This window comes from Methylomagnum sp., from assembly GCF_054333355.1.
Window position 1 is genome coordinate 1 of record NZ_JBTEKS010000007.1, and the last position, 21450, is coordinate 21450.

Annotated in this window: 18 protein-coding genes; 10 read left to right on the forward strand and 8 right to left on the reverse strand. The window is 56.3% G+C overall.

The window, feature by feature from the left end; genetic code table 11:
* The first annotated feature begins 164 nt into the window (after positions 1-164).
* The 10 genes from ACXWUF_RS01465 (at position 165) to ACXWUF_RS01510 (ending at position 7587) form a co-directional block, all read left to right on the forward strand.
* Positions 165-290: a hypothetical protein gene (locus ACXWUF_RS01465; protein WP_458492873.1), complete on the forward strand. Its 126-nt coding sequence runs from the start codon at positions 165-167 to the stop codon at positions 288-290.
* Between the two features lie 74 nt (positions 291-364).
* On the forward strand, positions 365-793 hold the full coding sequence (locus tag ACXWUF_RS01470) for a hypothetical protein (protein WP_458492874.1): 429 nt from the start codon (positions 365-367) through the stop codon (positions 791-793).
* A gap of 166 nt (positions 794-959) precedes the next feature.
* Complete coding sequence (locus ACXWUF_RS01475) at positions 960-1937, forward strand: L-threonylcarbamoyladenylate synthase (protein WP_458492875.1); 978 nt, start codon at positions 960-962, stop codon at positions 1935-1937.
* 28 nt (positions 1938-1965) lie between these two features.
* Positions 1966-2988, forward strand: coding sequence for an anthranilate phosphoribosyltransferase (gene trpD / locus ACXWUF_RS01480; RefSeq protein ID WP_458492876.1), 1023 nt, complete (start codon positions 1966-1968; stop codon positions 2986-2988).
* Between the two features lie 56 nt (positions 2989-3044).
* Positions 3045-3356: a coiled-coil domain-containing protein gene (locus ACXWUF_RS01485; protein WP_458492877.1), complete on the forward strand. Its 312-nt coding sequence runs from the start codon at positions 3045-3047 to the stop codon at positions 3354-3356.
* A 41-nt stretch (positions 3357-3397) separates the two neighbouring features.
* Positions 3398-3601 (forward strand): hypothetical protein, encoded by a 204-nt coding sequence (locus ACXWUF_RS01490; protein ID WP_458492878.1) that lies wholly within the window; start codon positions 3398-3400, stop codon positions 3599-3601.
* A complete protein-coding gene (gene trpC, locus ACXWUF_RS01495; protein ID WP_458492879.1) occupies positions 3601-4404 on the forward strand; it encodes an indole-3-glycerol phosphate synthase TrpC in 804 nt (267 codons plus the stop codon). The genes ACXWUF_RS01490 and trpC overlap by 1 nt, the downstream gene beginning before the upstream one ends.
* Before the next feature lie 49 nt (positions 4405-4453).
* Complete coding sequence (locus tag ACXWUF_RS01500) at positions 4454-4885, forward strand: DUF29 domain-containing protein (protein ID WP_458492880.1); 432 nt, start codon at positions 4454-4456, stop codon at positions 4883-4885.
* A gap of 15 nt (positions 4886-4900) precedes the next feature.
* Positions 4901-5716 (forward strand): inositol monophosphatase family protein, encoded by an 816-nt coding sequence (locus ACXWUF_RS01505; RefSeq protein ID WP_458492881.1) that lies wholly within the window; start codon positions 4901-4903, stop codon positions 5714-5716.
* 56 nt (positions 5717-5772) lie between these two features.
* Positions 5773-7587: an autotransporter assembly complex protein TamA gene (locus ACXWUF_RS01510; protein WP_458492882.1), complete on the forward strand. Its 1815-nt coding sequence runs from the start codon at positions 5773-5775 to the stop codon at positions 7585-7587.
* Positions 7588-7660: 73 nt separating this feature from the next.
* On the opposite strand, the gene ACXWUF_RS01515 is transcribed toward ACXWUF_RS01510, so the two are convergent.
* From ACXWUF_RS01515 to ACXWUF_RS01550, 8 genes are all read right to left on the reverse strand, one after another.
* Positions 7661-9607: a glycosyltransferase gene (locus tag ACXWUF_RS01515; protein WP_458492883.1), complete on the reverse strand. Its 1947-nt coding sequence runs from the start codon at positions 9605-9607 to the stop codon at positions 7661-7663.
* 187 nt (positions 9608-9794) lie between these two features.
* Positions 9795-10559 (reverse strand): CatB-related O-acetyltransferase, encoded by a 765-nt coding sequence (locus ACXWUF_RS01520; RefSeq protein ID WP_458492884.1) that lies wholly within the window; start codon positions 10557-10559, stop codon positions 9795-9797.
* A 26-nt stretch (positions 10560-10585) separates the two neighbouring features.
* Positions 10586-11638, reverse strand: coding sequence for a hypothetical protein (locus ACXWUF_RS01525; RefSeq protein ID WP_458492885.1), 1053 nt, complete (start codon positions 11636-11638; stop codon positions 10586-10588).
* Between the two features lie 76 nt (positions 11639-11714).
* Positions 11715-15683, reverse strand: a complete 3969-nt coding sequence (locus ACXWUF_RS01530; protein ID WP_458492886.1) for a glycosyltransferase — start codon at positions 15681-15683, stop codon at positions 11715-11717.
* Between the two features lie 142 nt (positions 15684-15825).
* Complete coding sequence (locus ACXWUF_RS01535) at positions 15826-16782, reverse strand: calcium-binding protein (RefSeq protein WP_458492887.1); 957 nt, start codon at positions 16780-16782, stop codon at positions 15826-15828.
* Between the two features lie 335 nt (positions 16783-17117).
* The gene (locus ACXWUF_RS01540; RefSeq protein ID WP_458492888.1) at positions 17118-18425 is read right to left on the reverse strand and encodes an HlyD family type I secretion periplasmic adaptor subunit; all 1308 of its coding nucleotides are present in this window, start codon (positions 18423-18425) and stop codon (positions 17118-17120) included.
* A 68-nt stretch (positions 18426-18493) separates the two neighbouring features.
* On the reverse strand, positions 18494-20206 hold the full coding sequence (locus ACXWUF_RS01545) for a type I secretion system permease/ATPase (protein ID WP_458492889.1): 1713 nt from the start codon (positions 20204-20206) through the stop codon (positions 18494-18496).
* A complete protein-coding gene (locus tag ACXWUF_RS01550; protein WP_458492890.1) occupies positions 20203-21447 on the reverse strand; it encodes a glycosyltransferase in 1245 nt (414 codons plus the stop codon). Before ACXWUF_RS01550 ends, ACXWUF_RS01545 begins: the two co-directional genes overlap by 4 nt.
* Positions 21448-21450 lie beyond the last annotated feature (3 nt).

The window sequence follows — 21450 nt, forward strand, 5'->3', positions numbered from 1 at the left end:
TTACGCCTTGAAAAACAACCTTCTCTCCGGGTATATGAGGGAGCAACTTAGACGCCCGTCAATACCCTTGGCCTTCGCTTAATTTTCAAGCATGAACCACTGGGGTTCTGCGGAAGCTTCAAGTTTCTGCGTAAGTCCTAACATTGATTGAAAGAGATATCCCCATGACTGAAGTCGAAGCCATAGAAAATCGAATCCGCAGTTTGTCGCCGGAGGGATTAAAAACTCTGAGTAACTGGTTTCACGACTTTGAAAACGAACTGTGGGGCCAGCCAGCGCAGCCCGAATGAAGCTTGCTGAATCCAGAACTTTACCACCCTAAAAAATAACTTCGCTTTCCCAACAACTCAAAGAGACTTGCGTTATGCATAAACTTAGCTCCGTTATTTTGCTGGCTTTCGCCTTCTCGGCCATAGCTGAAGAAAAACCCTTGATTGTTAATATACCGGCACTAGCCCATGCCTCTCAGGCAAATGTCGAGCAGATTTTGGGAAAAGCCGAATTCTGCCGGAAATCTAAATATGGGCTATCGTGCCGATTTGCGCCACGCGGTATCGAAGTAGCCTTTGTCAACGATAAGACTGAACGGATCGTCGTCAATGATTTAGATGATACCGTTTATGACAAAGCCGTTATCACCCAGCTCGGGATTAATAGCCAAGAACCCGACGTAGCCACGGAAGAAGTCATACGCTGGGATAAAATACCCGGTATTGCCGAGGTATCGTTATTTCCTGATAAAGAAAAAATTGATTATGTCCTCATCGCCGTTACCCCGCTTTCTGATAAATAGCTAGCGTAGCCCGGATGGAGCTTGCGGAATCCGGGATTTCTTTACGCCGTCATTTTAACAATCCACCGCATCAGGCTGTGGGGGTTGATGCACAGGATGGAATCCAGTGGGTTTGAATAGGTAGCCATGCGGATTAAAATTAATTTATCGGATAGCTTCTCAGTTAATGGACAATAATTCTCTTCAAACCCAAATCAGCCCCGATCTCCCCCCCGCCATCGCCCTACTCAACCGCGATGACGTGGTCGCCATCCCTACGGAAACCGTTTACGGCCTTGCTGGAAACGCCTACAGCGATACCGCCATCCACAAAATCTACGCCATCAAAAACCGGCCCCTGCATAACCCGTTGATTGTCCACGTCGCCGACCTATCCCGGATTACCGAAATCGCCCTCGACATACCCGACCTCGCGTGGCAACTGCTGGAAAAATTCAGCCCCGGCCCCCTGACGCTATTGCTGCCGAAAAAGCCCATCATTTCCGACTTGGTAACATCTGGTTTGTCACGGGTGGCCGTCCGCATACCCGCCCATCCGGTCGCGCTTGAATTATTGAGAAACCTCGATTTTCCCCTCGCCGCCCCCAGCGCCAACCCCTTCGGTTATATCAGTCCGACCACGCCCGAGCATGTGCTAAAACAACTGGGCGGCAAGATTGCTTATATCCTCGACGGCGGTGTCTGCGATAAGGGTATTGAATCCACCGTGGTAGGGTTCGAAGACGGCAGGCCGATTATTCACCGGCTGGGTGCCATCAGCGAAGAAGATATTCGCAAGGTGGCGACAGGGGCCGTGGTCAAGGATAAGGAAAGCGCCGCGCCGGTCGGTCCCGGCATGTTGCCCTACCATTATTCGCCGGATACCCGACTGGTTTTCGCCGAAGATTCGGCAGAATTACTCAAGTTGGTCAACCCGGAGCAAATCGGTATTCTCGCGTTCGCTCAGTATTGGTTGGATATTCCACGAGAAAACCAGATTATCCTCAGCGCCACGGGCAATCTCGACGAAGCCGCCCGCAATTTATACAGTGCCCTGCATACCCTCGACGCCATGAACTTAAAGCTTATCGTCGCTGAAAGGTTGCCGGAACACGGCCTGGGCCGCGCCATCAATGACCGCTTGCAACGGGCGGCGGCTAAATAACGATTACAAAACCATTCCAATAATCCCCATGAATATCCCCGCCGCCCTCAATCACCTGCTCGAAGGCCACGACCTCCCGCCCGACGCCATGCGCGGCCTCATGCGCACCCTCATGAGCGGCGGCGCGACGCCCTCGCAAATCGGTGGTTTCCTCATCGCCCTCCGCGCCAAGGGCGAGAGCGTCGCCGAAGTGGTCGCCGCCGCCCAAGTGCTGCGGGAAATGTCCACCAAGGTCGCGGTGACGGGCGATTACCTCATCGACACCTGCGGCACCGGCGGCGACGGCGCCCATACCTTCAACATCAGCACCGCCTCGGCCTTCGTGGCGGCGGCGGCGGGTTGCCGGGTGGCGAAGCACGGCGGGCGGTCGGTGTCCAGCAGCACCGGCAGCGCCGACGCGCTGGAAGCGGCGGGCGTCAACCTCGACCTCACGCCGGAACAGGTCACGGTCTGCATCGAACAGGTCGGCCTCGGCTTCATGTTCGCCCAGAACTACCACGGCGCCATGCAGCACGCCCGTGGCCCGCGCCGGGAATTGGGCGTCCGCACGATTTTCAACCTGCTCGGGCCGCTCACCAACCCCGCCGGGGCGCCCAACCAAGTGGTGGGCGTGTACGCCGCCGCCTGGGTGGCACCGCTGGCGGAAGCCCTGCGCGAACTGGGCAGCCAGCATGTCCTAGTCGTTCACGCCGAGGACGGCCCGGACGAAATCAGCATCGGCGCCCCCACCTTAGTGGCCGAACTCACGGATGGCCGCATCGACACCTACACCGTGACGCCGGAACGCTTCGGCCTGCCACGCGCTGCCCTCGATCACCTTGCCGTAAGCACGGCGGCGGATAGCCTCCGCATGATCCGGGACGTGTTCGACGGGCGGCCCGGCCCGGCCCGTGACATCGTGTTGCTCAACGCGGGCGCGGCGATTTACGCGGCGGGCGTGACCGACAATCTGGAATCCGGCGTGACGCGGGCGGGCGAAGTCATCGACGCCGGCGCGGCCCGCGATAAGCTGGCGGAACTGGTCACGTTCAGCCAGCGCTTGGTCGGATAGATTTTTTGGGCGTCGGCCTTATTATGTAAGCCGTCCGTTTTTCCTGGAGCCTTGCCATGAGCGCCATCATTCTCGACACCCTGGCCTACGCAAAAAAACTGCGCAGCGCGGGTTTCTCCGACCAGCAGGCGGAAACCCAAGCCGAAGCCCTGGCCGAAGTGGTGGACCGGCAACTCGCCACCCGCGCCGACATGCAGGCCCATGAGGATAACCTCCGCCGCGACATCGAATTGATTCAGGCCAACCTTAAGCGGGACTTGGCGGAGGTCCGCAAAGACATTGAAATCATTCGGGCCGAGTTGAAGCGCGACATCGACCAAAGCCGGGCCGAATTGAAGCGCGATATGGAAGAAATGGAATCCGCCTGAGGCGCGACATGCATGAAATGGACACCAGTTTGAAACGCGACATGCAAGAAATGAATATCAGCTTGAAGCGCGACATGCAGGAAATGCACACTGGCTTGAAGCGCGACATCAAGGAGCTTGAACTCAAGTTCGAGGCCCGCCTGTCTGAAACCAAGGCCGAATTGATCCGCTGGGTGGTGGGCGTGGGCATTATGCAATTCACCCTCATCGCCGCCCTGCTACTTAAACTGAGCGACAAAATCTAATGCACCACTCTCCCCCCGACATCCTGAAAAAAATCCTCCACCGCAAAACCGAGGAAATCGCCGCCCGCCTCGCTGACATCACCTACGAAGACATGCTGCAACGGGCCGCGAATGCCCATCAGCCACGGGGCTTCGTTCGGGCCATGCGGACCAAGCTCGACGCCGGGTTGCCAGCGGTCATCGCCGAAATCAAGAAAGCCTCGCCGAGCAAAGGCATCCTCCGGCCCGAGTTCTTCCCGGCGGAAATCGCCGAGAGCTACGCCCGCCACGGCGCGGCCTGTTTGTCGGTGCTGACCGACCGGGATTTCTTCCAGGGCGGCGAGGAATATTTGCAGGAAGCCCGCGCCGCCTGTGAGCTGCCGGTGATCCGTAAGGACTTCATCATCGACCCGTATCAGGTGGTCGAGGCCCGCGCCATCGGGGCCGATTGCATCCTGCTCATCGCCGCCGCGCTGAACGATGCCGACATGCGCGACCTGTCCGACCTGGCGGGCGAGTTGGGCATGGACGTGCTGGTCGAGGTCCATGATGCCGCCGAGTTGGAGCGGGCCTTGAAGCTGGACCTGCCGCTAATCGGCATCAATAACCGCAATCTCCGCACCTTCGAGGTCCATCTGGAAACGACTCTCGATCTGTTGGCCGCGATCCCGGAGGACCGCATCGTCGTCACCGAAAGCGGCATCCTCGCGCCCGACGATGTGGCTTTGATGCGGGGCCGGGGCGTGAATGCGTTTCTGGTGGGCGAGGCGTTCATGCGGGCGGCGGAGCCGGGGGAGAAACTGGCGGAGTTGTTTGGGTTTTGAATTTAGCGGTTAATCGAGGCAGCGTTTTTTCGGCGATGGAGATTTGCTTATGAATGCCATCTATACCGGCGATTTCGCCCAGTGGACTCGAAATACGGCTCGCCTTTTGCGCGAGGGCCGCTGGCAAGATGTGGACGTAGCGCATTTAATCGAGGAGGTCGAGGATTTGGGCAAGAGCGAGCGCCGGGGTATTTCCAGCCAATTAACCCGCTTATTGCTACATTTATTGAAATGGCAATACCAGCCGCAACGGCGCTCGGATAGCTGGCTGGATTCCATCAGCGATGCCCGGCTACAAATACAATTGGCGATTGACGATAGTCCGAGTTTAAAGGCTTATCCGGTCGAGCAATTAACCCAAAGTTATCCGCAAGCTAGGCGGGGTGCCGCGAAGCAAACGGGATTACCCCTCGCCAAATTCCCGGAAGAATGCCCGTACTTGCTCCGGGATGTGTTGAACGAGGATTGGCTTCCAGAATAAGGCTTGATACCCGCCATGCTCCCCACCCCCGACGACCTCATCCCCCTCATCAAAGCCATCGCCCGCGAGGAGATGCTGCCCCGCTTCAACCACATCGAAGGCCGGTTGAAGGCGGATGGCAGCGTCGTCACCGAGGCGGATTTCGCCGTCCAAACCCGGCTGGCCGAGGCGTTGAAGCAGCGTTATCCCCAGTTCGAGTTACTGGGCGAGGAAATGGACGAGGCCCGCCAGCGACAATTAATCGCCCAAGCCGACCGTGGCCTGTGGTGTCTGGACCCGGTGGACGGCACCAGCAATTTCGCGGCGGGGCTGCCGTTCTTCTGCATCTCCCTGGCCTTGATGATGGGTGCCGAACCGGCGCTGGGCATCGTCTACGACCCCATCCGCGACGAATGCTTCACCGCCGCGCCGGGGCAGGGCGCTTGGCTGAATGGCCGACGGCTGCGCTGCAAATCGCCGAATCTGCCGCTGCGGCGCGGCCTCGCGCTGGTGGACTTCAAGCGGCTGGAACCGACCTTGGCGGCGAATCTGATGGCCCGGCCACCCTACAGCTCGCAACGCTACTTCGGGTCCGGGGCGCTGGAATGGTGTTGGCTGGCGGCAAGCCGTTTTCATGTTTACCTGCACGGCCAGCAGAAACCCTGGGATTACGCGGCGGGTGCGTTGATTCTGGCGGAGGCCGGCGGTCACAGCGAAACCTTACGAGGCGACCCCATCTACGCGCCCGGCTTGCAACCGCGCTCCACCGTGGCCGCGCTGGATGCGGGGCTGTTCGACGAGTGGAAGGCCGCGCTGACCGACCGGATGGCCGGTGGCGGGGATGGGCGCTAGCCCGCGAGATTTGGGACGTGCATCGCCTGGGTCTCGCATGGATGATGGATGCCCCGTTGTGCGAGCAAAAAGCCGGTGGGAGCGGGCTTCAGCCCGCGACAGCCGCGCCTGATCGTGGGCTGAAGCCCACTCCCACCACCGTACATTCGATTGTCGGACTGATTGGCCTGGTCGCTCTCGCATTCGCCCCGCCCTGCCCCGCCGCCGATCCCGTCGTGGTGAAAATCGAGGGATTGCCCGAGCCGCTGGAAAAGTACGTCCGCGCCCTGCTCACCCTGGCCGGCGAAACCGCCGACGCCACCCCCGAGCGCATCCATCTGGCCGAGGATCGCGCCCCCAAGGAAATCCGCGCCGCCCTGGAGCCTTTCGGCTATTACCGACCAAAAATCGAAACCGCCGCTGTCGCCCGCCGGGACGACAACTGGCAGGCCGAATATCGGATTGATCCGGGTCCACCCATCAAGCTCACCGCCGTGGATGTGCGGCTGTTCGGCGAAGCGGCCAACACGCCGGAAATGCGCGCCCTGGCCGAGAAATTCCCCCTCAAGCCGGGCGACACGCTGGACCATACCCTCTATGAAAAGGGCAAAAGTGCCCTGCAAGACCAAGCCGCCGAACTGGGCTTCTTCGACGCCCGCCTGACGGCCCACGAAATCCTCGTCGATCTCGATCCCTACGCCGCTCAAATCCACCTGCGCCTGGAATCCGGTCGGCGCTACCGCTTCGGGCCAATCAGCTTCAACGAAACCCCGCTGGACGCCGACCTGCCGCGCCGCTATCTACATTTCGCGCCGGGCGACCCGTATCGGGCGTCGGCGGTGCTGGCCTTACAAAAAAGCCTGCTCGGTAGCGGCTACTTCAGCCAGGTGGACGTGACCCCCAAGCCGGAACAAGCGAAAGACAACACGGCGCCCGTCCGAGTCGATCTGGGCATGGCGCCCCGCAACCGCTACGACGCGGGCGCGGGCTACGGCACCGACACCGGACCCCGCCTGAGCCTGGGCTATCGCAACCGCTACGTGAACGGCTACGGCCACACCTTCCAGGCCAACGCCCGGCTGTCCCTGATTTGGAATGAGCTGAACGCGGTTTACGCCATTCCCTTGGCCGACCCGGAAAAGGACCAACTGGCCTTCACGGCGAAGAGCGGCTTCGAGGACACCGTGGCGGGCCGGGCCAAGGTGATCCGGGCGGGCGTCCGGCATTCCACGACTCGCTGGGGCTTGAGGGAGACGCTGGCGCTGGATTTCCTGCGGGAGAACTTCACCATCGCCGGGGTCAACCAGACCACCCACTTGCTGATTCCCGGCGTGAATTACATTTGGCTGAGTTCGGACGATCCCATCTATCCCGACCAGGGCTTCCGCCTCGACGGCACGCTGTCCGGGGCTTGGGAAGGGCTGGGGTCCGATGCTTCGCTGATCCGGCTGCGGATCAACGCCAAGGGCGTGTACAGCTTCGACGCCGACGACCGCCTCATCGCCCGCGCCCAATGGGGCGAACTCGCCACCAACGATTTCGACCGCCTGCCGCTCAGCCAGCGTTTCTACGCGGGCGGGGACCAATCGGTGCGCGGCTACCGGCTCAACGAAATCAGCCCCGTGAACGGCTTCGGCCAGCGCGTGGGCGGGCAACATCTGATGGTGGGCAGCCTCGAATACAACCGCACGGTCTACGGCGATTGGGGCATGGCGGTGTTCGCCGACGTGGGCCATGTCTACAACAAACTGAGCGAGCCGCTCAAGCTCGGGGTCGGGGCGGGAGTGCGTTGGCGCTCGCCGGTGGGTCCGGTGCGGCTGGATATTGGCGTGCCCTTGTCGTCAGCGCTGGATGTGGTGCAGGTGCATTTGGTGCTGGGACCGGATTTGTGAGTGTGGGAGTGGTCTTCAGGCCGCGACTCGTGGCAACTCGCGGCCTAAAGACCGCTCCCACATTTTCCAGCCATCAGGGCCGGGAAACTTTCCTAAAGCCCGCCGTCCTTAGCGCCACGAGCCGTTGTTTCGCCCGTTCACCAATGATCTCCGGCGCGTTGTTCCGCAAAATATGATCCCGCCCGGCCTTGGCTTTCCGCTTGGCCTCGTGGGGATGAAGATAGACATCGCGCATGAGCTGGGCGGCGTGCGCCACATCCGGCTCCGCCCACTGCTGGCCGCGTCCGCTGGGATAATCGTCGCCCTGAATAGCCACCATCACATAATCAACCGGATAGGCCGTGTCCTCCCGCACGAAGTCGGCATTCCCGGAATATCCCGTGGCGATCACGGGCTTCTCCAGCAACATCGCCTCGGCCATGGTCCGGCCAAAGCCCTCGGCCCGGTGCAAGGAAACATAGGCGTCGCAGACGCTCATCAGGCCCAGCACCGACGACTTGTCCAGGTTTTTGCCGATGACGATGATGCGCGGATCGGCGGCGCAGGCCGCTTGGATGCGCGCCCATTCCGGGGAACTCTCAACGATGTTGGAGACCTTGATGACCAACCCCACCGCCTCAGTGCCGTTCGGAAACGCCCGGCGGAAAGCGGCGACGCCAGCGTGGGGATTCTTGCGGGACGGATAAGACATGAAGTCGAAGGCGAACAGGAATAAAAACGGTTCGGTCGGCAACCCGAAATCCCGCCGGATATACTCGCCGTCCAACGCGACTGACACGGCCAGGGGGAGCTTTAATTTGGGAATATCCGGCGATTTTGAAAAAGCCCCCAAGGTGTATTGGCTGGAACACCAAATCTCGTCGACCAGCTCATATACCCTCCCCCATTCCTCGGGCCATTCCGGCAATTCCCAGGGCCAATACCCGATGACATAGGTATTTCTGAATATATCGGGCCGGTCCAGCCACAAGGTGGCCGTATCGAAGGCGGTCATGCAGACCAGGGTGACGGGATAGCGCGGTTTCGCCGACAAATGCCGGGCCGCGACGGAGTAAATCTGGCGGATTTCGGGGCCGGGCTGCCGGTTCAGCAGGCAGAAATCCAGGCCCACGGACTCAAGGGATTCGGCCATGAGGCGCACATCTTCGCCTATGCCCAATTCGCCCAGGGCATACCCCACCAGATTAACCCCGAAGCCCTCGCCGCCCACCTTGGGCGTGCCGTGATAGACGCCGGGTTGGAGCCGGGAATTGAGCACTTCCCAAAGGGGGGCGAACTCGTTGCGCAGCCGTTCGTCGGTGATTCGCTTAAGGGCGCGGCGACCTGCCGGCGTGGCGATATCAACGGTGCCGTTGACCTGATGATCCGCCCGCCAGAGGTAATACATCAACTGGTTGATCTCGCCCTTATTGCCGGGACAGGCGGGCACGGGCCTGAACAACTGCGCCGCCCGACGCGGCCCCAGGTAGCCAAACAGCTTGTGTTCCCGCAGGCCGAACACGTAGAACCACGCCAGGAAGCGCCCCCGGCCTTCGTCGTCATCCAGCGGAAACGCCGCCCCCACGTCCGGCCTCGCCAGCCAGAGCCAGTACATCAATCGGGTGATGGGCTGAATGGTGTCCTGCGGGCAAGCGTCCGCGGGGGCGTCCAGATATTCCATTTCGGCATCGGCCAATAGATTGAACAGGCCGTATTCTGGAACACCGTATAAGTAGAACCACCGGGCATAATCAGGCCAGCCCTGGTTCTCGCCGAAGCTCTGCCGGACATCCTGGCGATACCCGACGATGAACCGCATCAGCCGGGTGACCCGCACGCCCCGGGTCGTCTCCACCACCTCCTGGACCACCGCCGCTTGATCCTCGGTGAGCCAGGAATGCCCGGAAAACTCATGGCGTCCGAACACCAGCCACCAAATCACAAATTCCTTTTGCGCCTCTTGCTCGTCGTCGTTCGAGCGCAAAAGATCATCCCGGACATCCCGCCGCAACAGCCAGGCGAATTGGAGTTCGCGGTTCAAGGCCCATGACGCCGCCATCAGCCGTTCATTCCACTTAGGACATGGCCGGAAATAACTTCTCTGAATCGAGAAAAGCCAAGACCGACGCGGTCTCGAAGACCGCGTCGGTCTGCGGGCGGCTTTCGGGAGGTAGTTTTCAACCAAATACTTGAATCCGAAACTCTCGCCACGGTTTTCATTAAACGAATCAACCGGGACTCACATGGTCCAGCTTGGCCAGCTCCACGAAACCGGGCGCATAGGGCTTGAGCAATCCCCGCTCGATGCGCTCGTCCAGCTCGTCAAGCGCCGCCTCAATCCGATCAAATGGAACTTCCTGCAAGTCCCACAGGGCGAACCGCCACCACTGCAACGCTTCCAGGCGCTCCACCAAGGAATCGCTGAAGCGCATCTTTTTGACGCGGGCCGGATTGCCCGCCACGATGGCGTAGGCGGGGACATCCCGAGTGACCACCGCGTGAGCGGCGACGATGGCGCCATCGCCTATTTTCACGCCGGGCCTGATGTACGCCCCGTGGCCTATCCAGACGTCGTTGCCGATGACGATGGGCTTCACCACGGTGGCCGGGCGGGTGAGCTTGGAACCCAGCCACGCCATCGCGGCATAAGCTTCGCCGCCCTCGAATTCGGTGCCCGTATCGAAAATTTCCGACTTGGGGAGGTATTGGAATGGACTGGTGCTGAGCCAATTGGTGGGATGATCCCCCCGCCCGGCCTGTACGCTTTCGCCTATCGAAACATACCGGCCAATTTCACAGGCGAAAAAAAAACCGCTCACCGCGTAACTGAAAGCGCCCAGAACGCAGGAATGCGCTATGGCCATCCACTTTGTGCTACAGGGCGGCTCGAAACGCGACGCCAAGGGCAGCCACAGGGAGCCGGGCGTCCACAGGCTATCCACGCCGCGCCGACTCAGTTCGTCTTTGATTTCTGGTGTCAGTAATATCTGCATGATTCCAAGCGGCGCGCCCGTATCGCTCAGTCGCCCGCCCACCGCAACACGATGGGAATGCCCGCGACGCCGACAGGGCCGAATCGGAAGACCAAATCCTTGTTGTTCTCGAAGGATTGGTTACAAAGATAAAAGGTTCGATCCCGTGGGTCATAGATGCCGACACTGTCCGCGCCGTCGCCATCCCAGTCGCCGACCAAGGGAATCCAGTCGGGGGACACCTCGGGTATCCGAAAACTAATGTCGTGGTTGCCGCCGGACAACTCGTTGCGCAACAAAAATAGTCCGTTCAGCGGATCGTACACGCCGACGCCATCCTTGCCGTCGCCATCCCAGTCGCCGGCCAGCGGTATCCAGCCCAGCCCCGGCGGGCCATACATGAAATGAATGTCCGGCTCGCCGCCCGAAAGCTCGTTGCGCAACACGAAGGTGCTGGAGGCGGGATCATATAGGCCAATCCCGTCCTTGCCATCGCCATCCCAGTCGCCAACCAAGGGCAGCCAGCCGAATCCCGGCGGGCCGAACAGGAAACGCAAATCCGACTCCCTGTTTTCCTCCTTGAACCACAGGTAGAAGAAAGCGTTCTTTGGGTCGAAAAAACCCAGGCTGCTATTGCCGTCGCCTTGCCAATCACCGAAGAGCGGCTGGTGACCCGTGTTTTCTTCCCACCGGATAAGCCGCCCCGCCTTGCCCTTGTTGGGATCGCGGATCAGCAAAGCGCCTTGCTCGGGAAAGAACAGGCCGACCGTATCCACCGGCGTGGCATCGGGAGCGACACTGCTGTTGGCGCTGACGCTGTCCAGCAGGAAAACATCCTTGGCCTTCACCTTCGGACGCTTGCCGACCTTGCGCACGGTCCCGGTCCCTGTCGTGTCGGTGGACGTGAACACATGGGCTTTTTCGGTCTCATGGCCCTGTGGCTTGCGTGGCAGGCTATGCTCAGCCTGCATATACTTGGCGTAGGGCGAGACAAGCTCCTGCTTGGTCTCCGCCTCCGCCACCGGGTCGGCTGGTTCTTTATCTGTGTTGGGCTTATTGGCGAACGAAAAAAGCGCTGAAAATATTGATTTCAAACCCATAGTCAATCACCAAATATCAGTTATTAAACTATTCGGATTGCCATCATTTATTAGCGTCACGGGCCGCTGGTCGCGGCTAGCCAGCGCCGACATTCCGCGATGGCTCGGCATTAACCGTATCGAACCCATAATAATCGGCAACCACGCTCGGGGCGTTACTGCTTTGCATGGAAACCCCGGGAACCTCCTTGTCTTGGGCCAGAATCTCCAACAGCGTGTGGTTAATTATTTTGGGGTCCGAGGTCAAGGGCATCAGGCATCCATAATTGGCTTCCTTAATCCGCTCCGCTATGGCACCAATATCAAAGGCGACTGGATATAATCCATTCTTCCAAGCCTCCGACAATGTATAGGAATAGGTTTCCGGCCATGGACTGAGGAACAGGGCCACGGTCGCGCCACTCTGTTTAATCAATTCCGGCAACTCCCCCTGCCGATATTCCCCGGTGATGGTGATGTTTCCATACTTCAATAATCCTTCATTGTTACTGGTATAGCCAATGACCACGAACTTCAACGGCAAACCGTCCTTTTCGGCGTTGCGCACGCAACGGAGCAGAATGTCATAGCCTTTATGAATCCCGATGGCGCCAATCACCGCCACCGTATGGTTATCACTCCGCCGAACGCCTTCGGGGGGAATGGAAAACTCTTCCAGATGCGGCTCCACCCGCAAATTCACTGGCTCGAAATGGCGACCAAACCGGGTCGCGGCGTCCCGGCTGGGCGCGAAAACCCGGCGGGCTTGCCGTATGAAATCGCCATGAATGGAGCGCCATTCGGCCACATGGCTTCCGAATTCCTCGTACTGCTCGGCGACACCATCATGTAGGCCATTTATCTTGGCGCATCGGGTGCAAGTATCCGCCGAGTATTGCGCCTCCTGGCAATACTCCCCCGACTCATCGATCATATTGATCCTGGGGCAAATCGCCAAATAATCGTGCGCCGTAAAATCATATTCGACGCCAAACTCGGCAGGAAGCGCCCATATTCTCCTGGGAAAACCCATGGTGTGATGAAAATGCACATGCCAGATTCCCAGCTCACGGAGGTCTTCCAATAACTTCCCAAAGTCCTGAGGGTAGCGATAATACAGTGCATAATCTTGATTCAAGGCACCTAATCGCCAGCGCTTGGGGGTTAATGCCTTCAACTCCAAGGTCGCCATGCCTTCATCAATCAGCCTTGCCGCCAACTGGTCAGCCGCGAGCTGGGTTCCTCCGCCAAGGCCATGGATCAGAAACAATATATAACGGTCGGAACGCCGCTTTAATAAAGCCTTAACCACCCGATTCCGGGCTTCCGTCAGAGGGTCTTGGTGGATAAACCGCTGAATCGTGCTGGCATAATCGGGGTAAATGGCGTTGAGCTTGGCTAGATTGGCATTGACCTGCTGTTTTTTCTTATCCCCAAACGAAGCGCCGCCCCTGTGCGCGATGAACAAATCGCAAGCGACCACATGCCGCCATCCCATGGCGGAGGAGCGCAGACAAAAGTCGTTTTCCTCGCCATAGCCCTTTCCCCATAATCCCTCGTCGAAGTAGCCGACTTCGTCCAAGGCATCCCTTTTTATATACATGCAGAATCCCACCGCCGTGGGCACATCGACGGTTTCCCCGGCATTAAAGCGGGCGAAGTACGAGTCCAATTCCCCCTGGGTTATCCCTTGGGGCAGGAGGTTGTCCCGACAAAACTCGGGAAAGCTGCAAATGGTCGCGTTATTCGAGAAAGGCGTCACCGTGCCAATATTATTGGCGCTGCAAGCGGCTTTATTCAGCCGGTCAAGCCAGCCATCCGTCACCACGGTATCCGAATTCAACAGCACCACATCCCTGCCGGGATGCAAGCGCATACCCCGATTCACCGTGCCGACAAAGCCCAGATTGGTTTTATTTTCCAGCAAAAGAAACCCGTGACTCGCCGCCAACCGGCGCAACGCCGCATTAAGCTCGGGATCGGGACTCGCGTCGTTTATCACCACCAGTTCCATGGGCACACCGCACGCGGAGGCCACGACGCTCTCGACGCAATCCAGGGAATATTCCCGCCCCATATAAACCGGGACGATCACATCAATGATTGGCTCGCGTGGGGCGCGGTAGGGCAATCTAACTTCGGAGGAGAGGGGCAGATTGATTTGCCCAGGGATGCGCTTCGCCTTGCGCAATTCAGACAGTAACCGCGTGATAATTTGGCTTCGTAACCAACTGGTCACGTCCTCCCCGGCGCTTAACCCGCCGGCAAGATGTTTCCATCGCTGATCCTCATTTAGTATTTCCGCCAGCGTGGTGAGAGACCGGATGGCAATATCATAAGGCGTATGTAATACGGATTGCCCAAACACTTTGGTGTCGGTTCCCGCCAAGCAAATATCCAGGGTAATACTCGCGGTACTAATATCTGATGGCGGTACCGCCATCTCGAACCCGCACTTTCGGCCCGCCCCTGTTGTGCCGTTATTTTCAGTATTAGAGACATCTGGCCTGGGAAGTTCGGCCTTGGCAGAGGAAACAGTTACGCCATTAACTTTTAAATCCAGCGTGACGGGCCGCTCAGGAGCGATGGAATTAAATACCCAACCCGCAATTCTATCCGGGCCATGCACATCAATATGACCTCGGTAATTCGCCTTAATTCTTATGATTCTGTCCAGGCGGAAAACCTGCCCACGATTATTGGCTATTTCTATCTCGATAGTGTGTTCTTGCGTATCAAATACCCGATCAGGCAAGGCGGCGAAGAACCCTCGTCGGTTAACCCAATCAGTATCTGAACTTTCGGCATCGCCTTGCACGGAAAGATTGGCAGAAACCTTGGTGTGGCGCTCTCCATCGACTAACAAAATAACGTGCGCTTCGTTCTGGAAGGTAGAGCGCTCCTGAATCCAACCTACGACATTACCTTCAGTATCAAGCAGGAAACTTCCGTCATATTCCCCCCAACCAATCCGCAACGGACTACCGTCTAATTCCTCGCCCGTATCCACACAGAAGATCCCGATCTCATGAGATTCTCCGCCCATCCAATGTGGTTCCGGTTGCCATATAAACCCGCAATTCCCATAGCCTTGGGATTTAAAATCGGGGCGGGGAAGATGCGCGTCAACCTCATCCTCCTTGACGCCGTCTATGACCACGCTCAGCCTCACCACATGATTGGATCGCGCCCCGTCCAGCGCCCAGCCAATCACCTGTCCCGTTCTGATACCCTCAACCTTGCCTAATAGCCGCCGCTTTTTTTGACTTAATGCGGGTGGTTTTAAAACCATGCCAGCATAGCCACGAAAAACCTCTTTATTACCGTTATAGATGGATAATATCTCATCCACCCAAACATCCAGCGATTGCGCTCCGCTCTCATTAAGATTCGTCAGCTTAAATGGCACACAACGAAGATTTCCGGCCTCCAGCAAATATAACTCGTCGCCTTGATGAAGAGGCTTAGCCTTGCTGAAAAAGAAATGACCATAACCGCCATCAAGCAAAACCTTTACCGGCTCGGCAAACCCGCCATCAGCCACTTTGCAAAACGTTTTAAGCGTCGCATCCAATAGGCCAGGCTCGGCTGAATTAACCCAGGGAAGGCGGAAATAATAGAAATCGCTTGGCCCACGGAAAACGGTAAGGTTTTTTTCGGAGAGCGTTGCGGCAACCTCAATCCGGGTATCAAGACCCAGTTTTGGGAAGATGACGCCCAACTGTCCGATGAAGGCTTTTTCCGCACGAACCTTATTCGCCAAAGACCATTTGGCCACGAGGCTCTCCGGCAATGGACGAGCGACACGATAGTTAGCTTCGGCTAATATCTTGGCGTCTAAAGTGGTGATTTTGATGGAAAACGACCGCTCGACATGGAACTCTGGAACATAAGCGGCCAACAAATAGTCAGGATGGTCGGCGAATTCAACCCCTAATAGCGGCCGTTCAAGGCGCACATTATTTAAGAAAATATTGACTTCTTCTGAAAGCTTTTCTGTGCGCCGCCAGTATAGAACCAGCAAACCATCAAAAGCATACGCACCTAGCGGACAGCATTCCGACATGGCCCGCGTTCACCTCAAAACACAACTTGAAGAGCGAATGCTCAATAGCAAAAACGCGAGCAAAAAATAACCGCACACAAATAGTTATTTGGTGCGGTCATGATTTGGCGTTTTCAGTTATTCAATCAATCAATCAATCAAATCATCCGATAGTGAACGTGCCGTCGTCATTGGATTTGAGCTGATCGGCATCCACGTTCTTCAGAACGATCTTCTCGCCGCCCTGAAGCTCGATTACCGTATCGTTACCGCTCTGCGTGATGGCGGAAACATCGCCCTTGCCAACGCCCAGATCAACCTTCCCATCCCCATTACGGTCGGCAACCTTAAGTACATCGCCCGCCTCGAAGTCGGTGATCGTATCATTACCGTTCCTCGCGCTTCCGATGACAAACAGATCGTCACCCGTGCCACCAGTTAGGGTATTGTTGCCTCTGCCTCCTTCAAGGCTAAAGCTATCGTTGTCACTGCCGGCATTAACTTTATTATTCCCGCTGCCAGAAATAATTATGGAATCGTGGCCATCCTGAGTCCTAACGGTATTGTTACCATTCCCTTCAATACAAACGATATCGTCGCCGCTATTGCTATCACCGCCCGCCAGATCCCTACCCCGGCCATCAACTGGACCGGTGTTTATATTGTTATTACCGTTACCGGTGATGTCCACGAAATCGTCGCCCCTACGGGTAGCAACCGTGTTGTTTCCTGAGCCGGTAATAATAACCTTATCGTCGCCACCGCCAGCCGTAACCGTGTTTTTACCGCCCCCCGCGATGGTCACAGTGTTGTTTCCGTCTTTGACGAAAATCGTATTTTCGCCTCTGCCAGTCACAATGACGGAATCTGCCGCTGCCGTGCTTCTAAACGCATGGCTAGCATTATCGTCAATAATGGCATTAGTCTCGCCCCGGGCAACGATAGAGTTATCTTCCCCAGTGTTTATCAGCGAATTAAGTGATTTTAATACGACATTATCTGCCGTGCTAGTCACTCTCGTAAAAGATTCAGCACCAAACAGAATGCTAATCGCACTCTGAGTATCACTAACACCTGTAAATTTGGTGTCAATACATTGCGCACCTGGTTCTGTAGCCATATAAGCCTCCGCCACTCATCAAAATTACTGATTGTTGCAAAAAACACCACACAGGGTCGGTCTTCGCCGACTGCCGCAATACTTTTCGGCTTTTCATGAATACCCGCCCCCGCAGATCGCTTGCCCGAATAAGCATTGCCCAGTCACCTAGAACTCCCCGTCCTCTCATCCAAGAAGCCTTGGAAGTCCCAACCGCCGGAACTCATTTGCGCCTACTCCTTCCCAGCAATCCCTTCATGCAATCCCTATCATCCGGGTAGCTGGAAGCTTTCTTGGCTTAGGACCGCTGCTTGCCGCGAAATAAACGAATAAAGCGTAATGTAAGCTTATTACATTTAGATGTCTTGGCGCAAGCCGCGACCCGCTGCGTCAATTATAGGTTTCAGCAAAAACTCAACAAACGTCCGGGATTGGGTCTGCAAAAAAGCCGTGACTGGCATTCCGGGAGCCAGCACAATCCCTGGCACCTTCTTCAAAGCGGACTCATCCACGCGAATGTGTGTCAGATAGAAAAGTTCCCTACCTGGCGAGGTGTTATCTTCAAGCGCGTCACCTGACACATAATTCACGATACCATTGATGTGGGGTGCCCCCTTGAAAGCTGTTAACCCTATATCCGCATTCTGGCCTACATGGACATTATCTTTATCCTTGGTCTTGACTTTTGCTTCAATGATTAAATCCTGATGTTGTGGCACCACATCCATTAATGGATCCCCGGATCTAACCACTCCGCCCACGGTTGTCACCCTGAGGTCAATAACCTGTCCAGCAATGGGAGCCACTACGCGAAACCTCCCGGTCGTCAACTCGGCGGGCCCGATTTTTTCTTGCAGCTCGTAGATGGCGCTTCTGGCCTGTTTCAGCTCTTCATCCGTGTTTTTGTCGTAGTCGTTGCGTAGCATGAGGATACGCGACTCAAGTTCCACTTGCTGCTGACGGCTGACCGCTAGTTGCGCCTTTAATTGTCCCAAACTTTCACGCTTTTCCGCCAAGCCTTCTTTCAGCAAAAGGAACTCGTTTTTTTGAATAAATTGTTTAGCGCTAAGCGTCTCGCCTGCCTTTACCCGCTCCTCCTTGTAACGAATGGTTTCGTTAGCGGCCTCCATCTCCAGGTTGATGCTCGCCTCTTGCTGCTTAACATGAACAATTTGTGTTCGAATCGCGGCAATTTCTTCGTTCAGTCTTTTTTTCTTGGCTATGAATAAGATTTGCTCATTCCGAAGCATCTCTTGCACCTTGGCGTCCTTGGATTCAACTAATTCTTTTGGAAATTCAATCGCATCGGCAAATTTCTTTTCTGCCAATAATCTGGCTTCCCTAGCCAAATACATAGATAACTGAGAATTAAAAATATTGAGCAAGGATCGCACATCTGAATCCTCGATCACCACTAATGGCTGTCCCGCCGTCACGAAATCCCCTTCGTGAACCAATATTTCTTTAACCACCCCGCCTTCGAGATGCTGCACGGTTTTCCTTTTGGTATCTATTCTAACCACCCCTTCAGCGATTATCGCGCCATTAATCGGCACGAAACTTCCCCACAGCACAAAAATCCCGAAGAAGGCCGCAATCACGAACACGCCCACCCGAACAATACGTGTAGCCTCGCCGGTATCATCAACTGTAATTTCCAACATAGCCATGGTTCTATTAACTATCAAACTTCGGGGATAAAAAACGCTTCGGGGCCTATTTAACTAGTCGGTTATGCCGCAATGCCGTCACCAGACATCATTTTTCCAGGAACGGCCATGACTCCGCCGGTATGACCAAGCCGTTTCATAATATCCTCCCGTGGCCCAAACATTAGCTGTTTTCCTTGCCCCAGCACCAGCATTTTATCCACATCCTGTAATAAGCTTGGTTTGTGGGCGATCACCACCACGGTCACTCCCTCGGCCTTCAGGTCGCGAATCACCTCCAACAGCGAGAGTTCGGATTGTCCATCCAAATTGGAATTGGGCTCATCCAGCACCACGAACTGCGGTCTACGGAACAGCGCCCGCGCCAACGCGATAAGTTGCTTCTGACCGCCAGACAGGAAGGCACCACCCACACCGACATCGGTATCATACCCTTTTGGCAAGCGCAGAATCATGTCATGAATGCCCGCCCGCTGAGCCGCCTCAATAACAAGCTCCACTTGACTATAAGCGTCCCCCAAGCGTGCAATATTTTCCGCCACGGTGCCTTTAAACAATTGCGACTCTTGAGGCAAATAACCAATATACTGGCCCAGATTATTTTGAGACCACTGATAAACATCCGCGCCATCCAAACGAATCGTGCCGTCGCTGGGTTGATATAACCCCACCATAAGCCTCGCCAGGGAAGTTTTACCGGAACCGCTTGCGCCAATTATCCCCAATACTTCGCCGGCCTCCAGGCGAAAATCGACGCCATTCAGGATGGTTCGATTTCGGTCCAGGAAAAATAAAAGCCTTTCCACTGACAATATCCCTGTGGGTGGCAAATGCTCAAACCCGGCTTGAATGGCTTGCTGCTCTTTAAGCAGCTCGTCCAAGCGATGATAAGCCGCACGAAAACCAATGAATGAGCGCCATGCCGCCAACACGGTGACAATTGGCGCGATGGTCTTTCCCATAAGTATGGTCGAGGCAATCATTACCCCAGGCGACATGCCTTCGACGTTAATGACTAAAAAAGCCGCCGTACCCATGGAAGTGATGGTGAGCGACGCCTTTGTAAACTTGGAAAGCCCGGTGATCAGGCTGATTTTTTTAATGGCGGCAAAGGATTCGGAGAGGTATTGATTATCCACCTGTTGCCAACGCTTCTGTATTTCCCCCCGCATCCCCAGCGCCGACATGGCCTCGGCATTGCGGAACGCGTGCCCAATAAAGTCTGCGGATTCCCGGCGCTTGGCATTGGCCTCGGTTTGATTCTTCTTAGTCACCACCTCCTCGATATAAGTTAAACCAAACATAATAATGGAACTTACCACGGCCAACAGGGCCAGCGCCGGGTGGAACATCCAAAGTACACCAAAAAAGATGGGAATCCATGGAATATCAAACAGCGCCTTGGTGCCCGAACCCGATACGAACGCCCTGATCGCATCCAAATCCTCCAACCCATGCTTATTGGCGTCGGCCTGCCTGTGGAAGCGCAGTACCGCGTTGAGTACCGTGCCACGCAGCTTTGTATAAATGGTATCGCCTAGGCGGATAAAGAGCCTGGACCTCAGCACGTCAATCATGGCGTCGGTGATCAAGGCCACCACGAAGATTAGGGTTAGCACAAATAGGGTTTCATTGCTCCGGCTGCTAATGACCCGATTGAACACCTGTAGCATATATAAGGGCACGGCCAATGCCAGAAGATTCGTGGCAAAGCTGAACAGCCCTCCATAGACAAAAAACAACCGGCACTCCGAGAAAACACCGCGCAAACTCATATGAATACACTCCGCGCATGTGCGCTATTGGATAACAGCCTATCAATAAGCTCCCGATAGCGGCTTACCGAATAGGTAATATCGTAGGATTTCATGACATCCATCCGCGCCTGCAAACCCAATTCTTTTTCCCGATTGGAATGATTTAACACCCTCTCGGCCATGTCGGCGATTTCCCGGTAAGAAAAAAAGTCGGCCAGCAAACCATTTTGTCCATGTTTTATCAATTCGCGAACTGGGGCGGTATCGGAGCCAATAATAACGCAGCCGACGCTCATGGCCTCCACCAATGACCACGACAGCACAAACGGGACGGTCAAATAGATATGCGCTGATGACACCTGCAATAACCTTAAATAATCGTGATAGGGCAAGCGCCCGACAAAATGCACCCGGCTCGGGTCAACATCCACCTCCCGCTGCAATCTTTGTCGGTAGGTTTCACCGTGGGCCAGGGCGCTATAACTCACCTCGTCCCCGCCCGCGATAACCACATGGCAATCCCGCCGCCGCCGACACAATTCCGCCACCGCCCGGACCAGCATGTGAAACCCCCGGTATGGTTCCAAGTTGCGAGCCGTGTAAGTAACCACGGGATACTCGCGGGTTAATTCCAAGCCATTGGGTAGGCGGAAGGTCGCCGACGAATCTGGCCTCAGCACCGAAATGTCCACGCCTTCGTGAATCACGGTGATTTTCCGCTGGAATTCCGGCGGGAATAGGCTGCGCTGCCAAAACGTGGGGCTGATTCCAATATCAATATCCACCAATCCCAATAGCTTGGTGGCGTTCAGGGTGCGAATGCGATAAATATCATTCAATACCAAGGGGAAAGCCGGATCGAAGTCGGCATCCACCCCACGGGCATGGTGATAGAATTCGCAATACCCTATCAACGGGGTATCTGGATAAACGTCCTTAAAATATAGGGATTCCCCCCAGCCAAGGTGCGCGAAGGCGACATCCGGCACAAATCCACTCTCCCGCAACTCCACCAGCTTGGCGGCCACGGCCAAGCCATTGGTAACGGCGCTTTCGGTGGCTTGCAGAATATCTCCGGGCATCCTTTTAAGCGGCCCATGACTATCGTAGGTAATCGCCCGGAGACCGAATAACGGGGATTGCTGCGGTGTGAACTCCTGACCGACACCGACCACTTCATTGCGGCGATCCGCAATCAGCGCACGCAGTAAGTGTTCGAACTGTCCGGGCAGATGCTTATGGATGAAGAGAAACTTCATTTA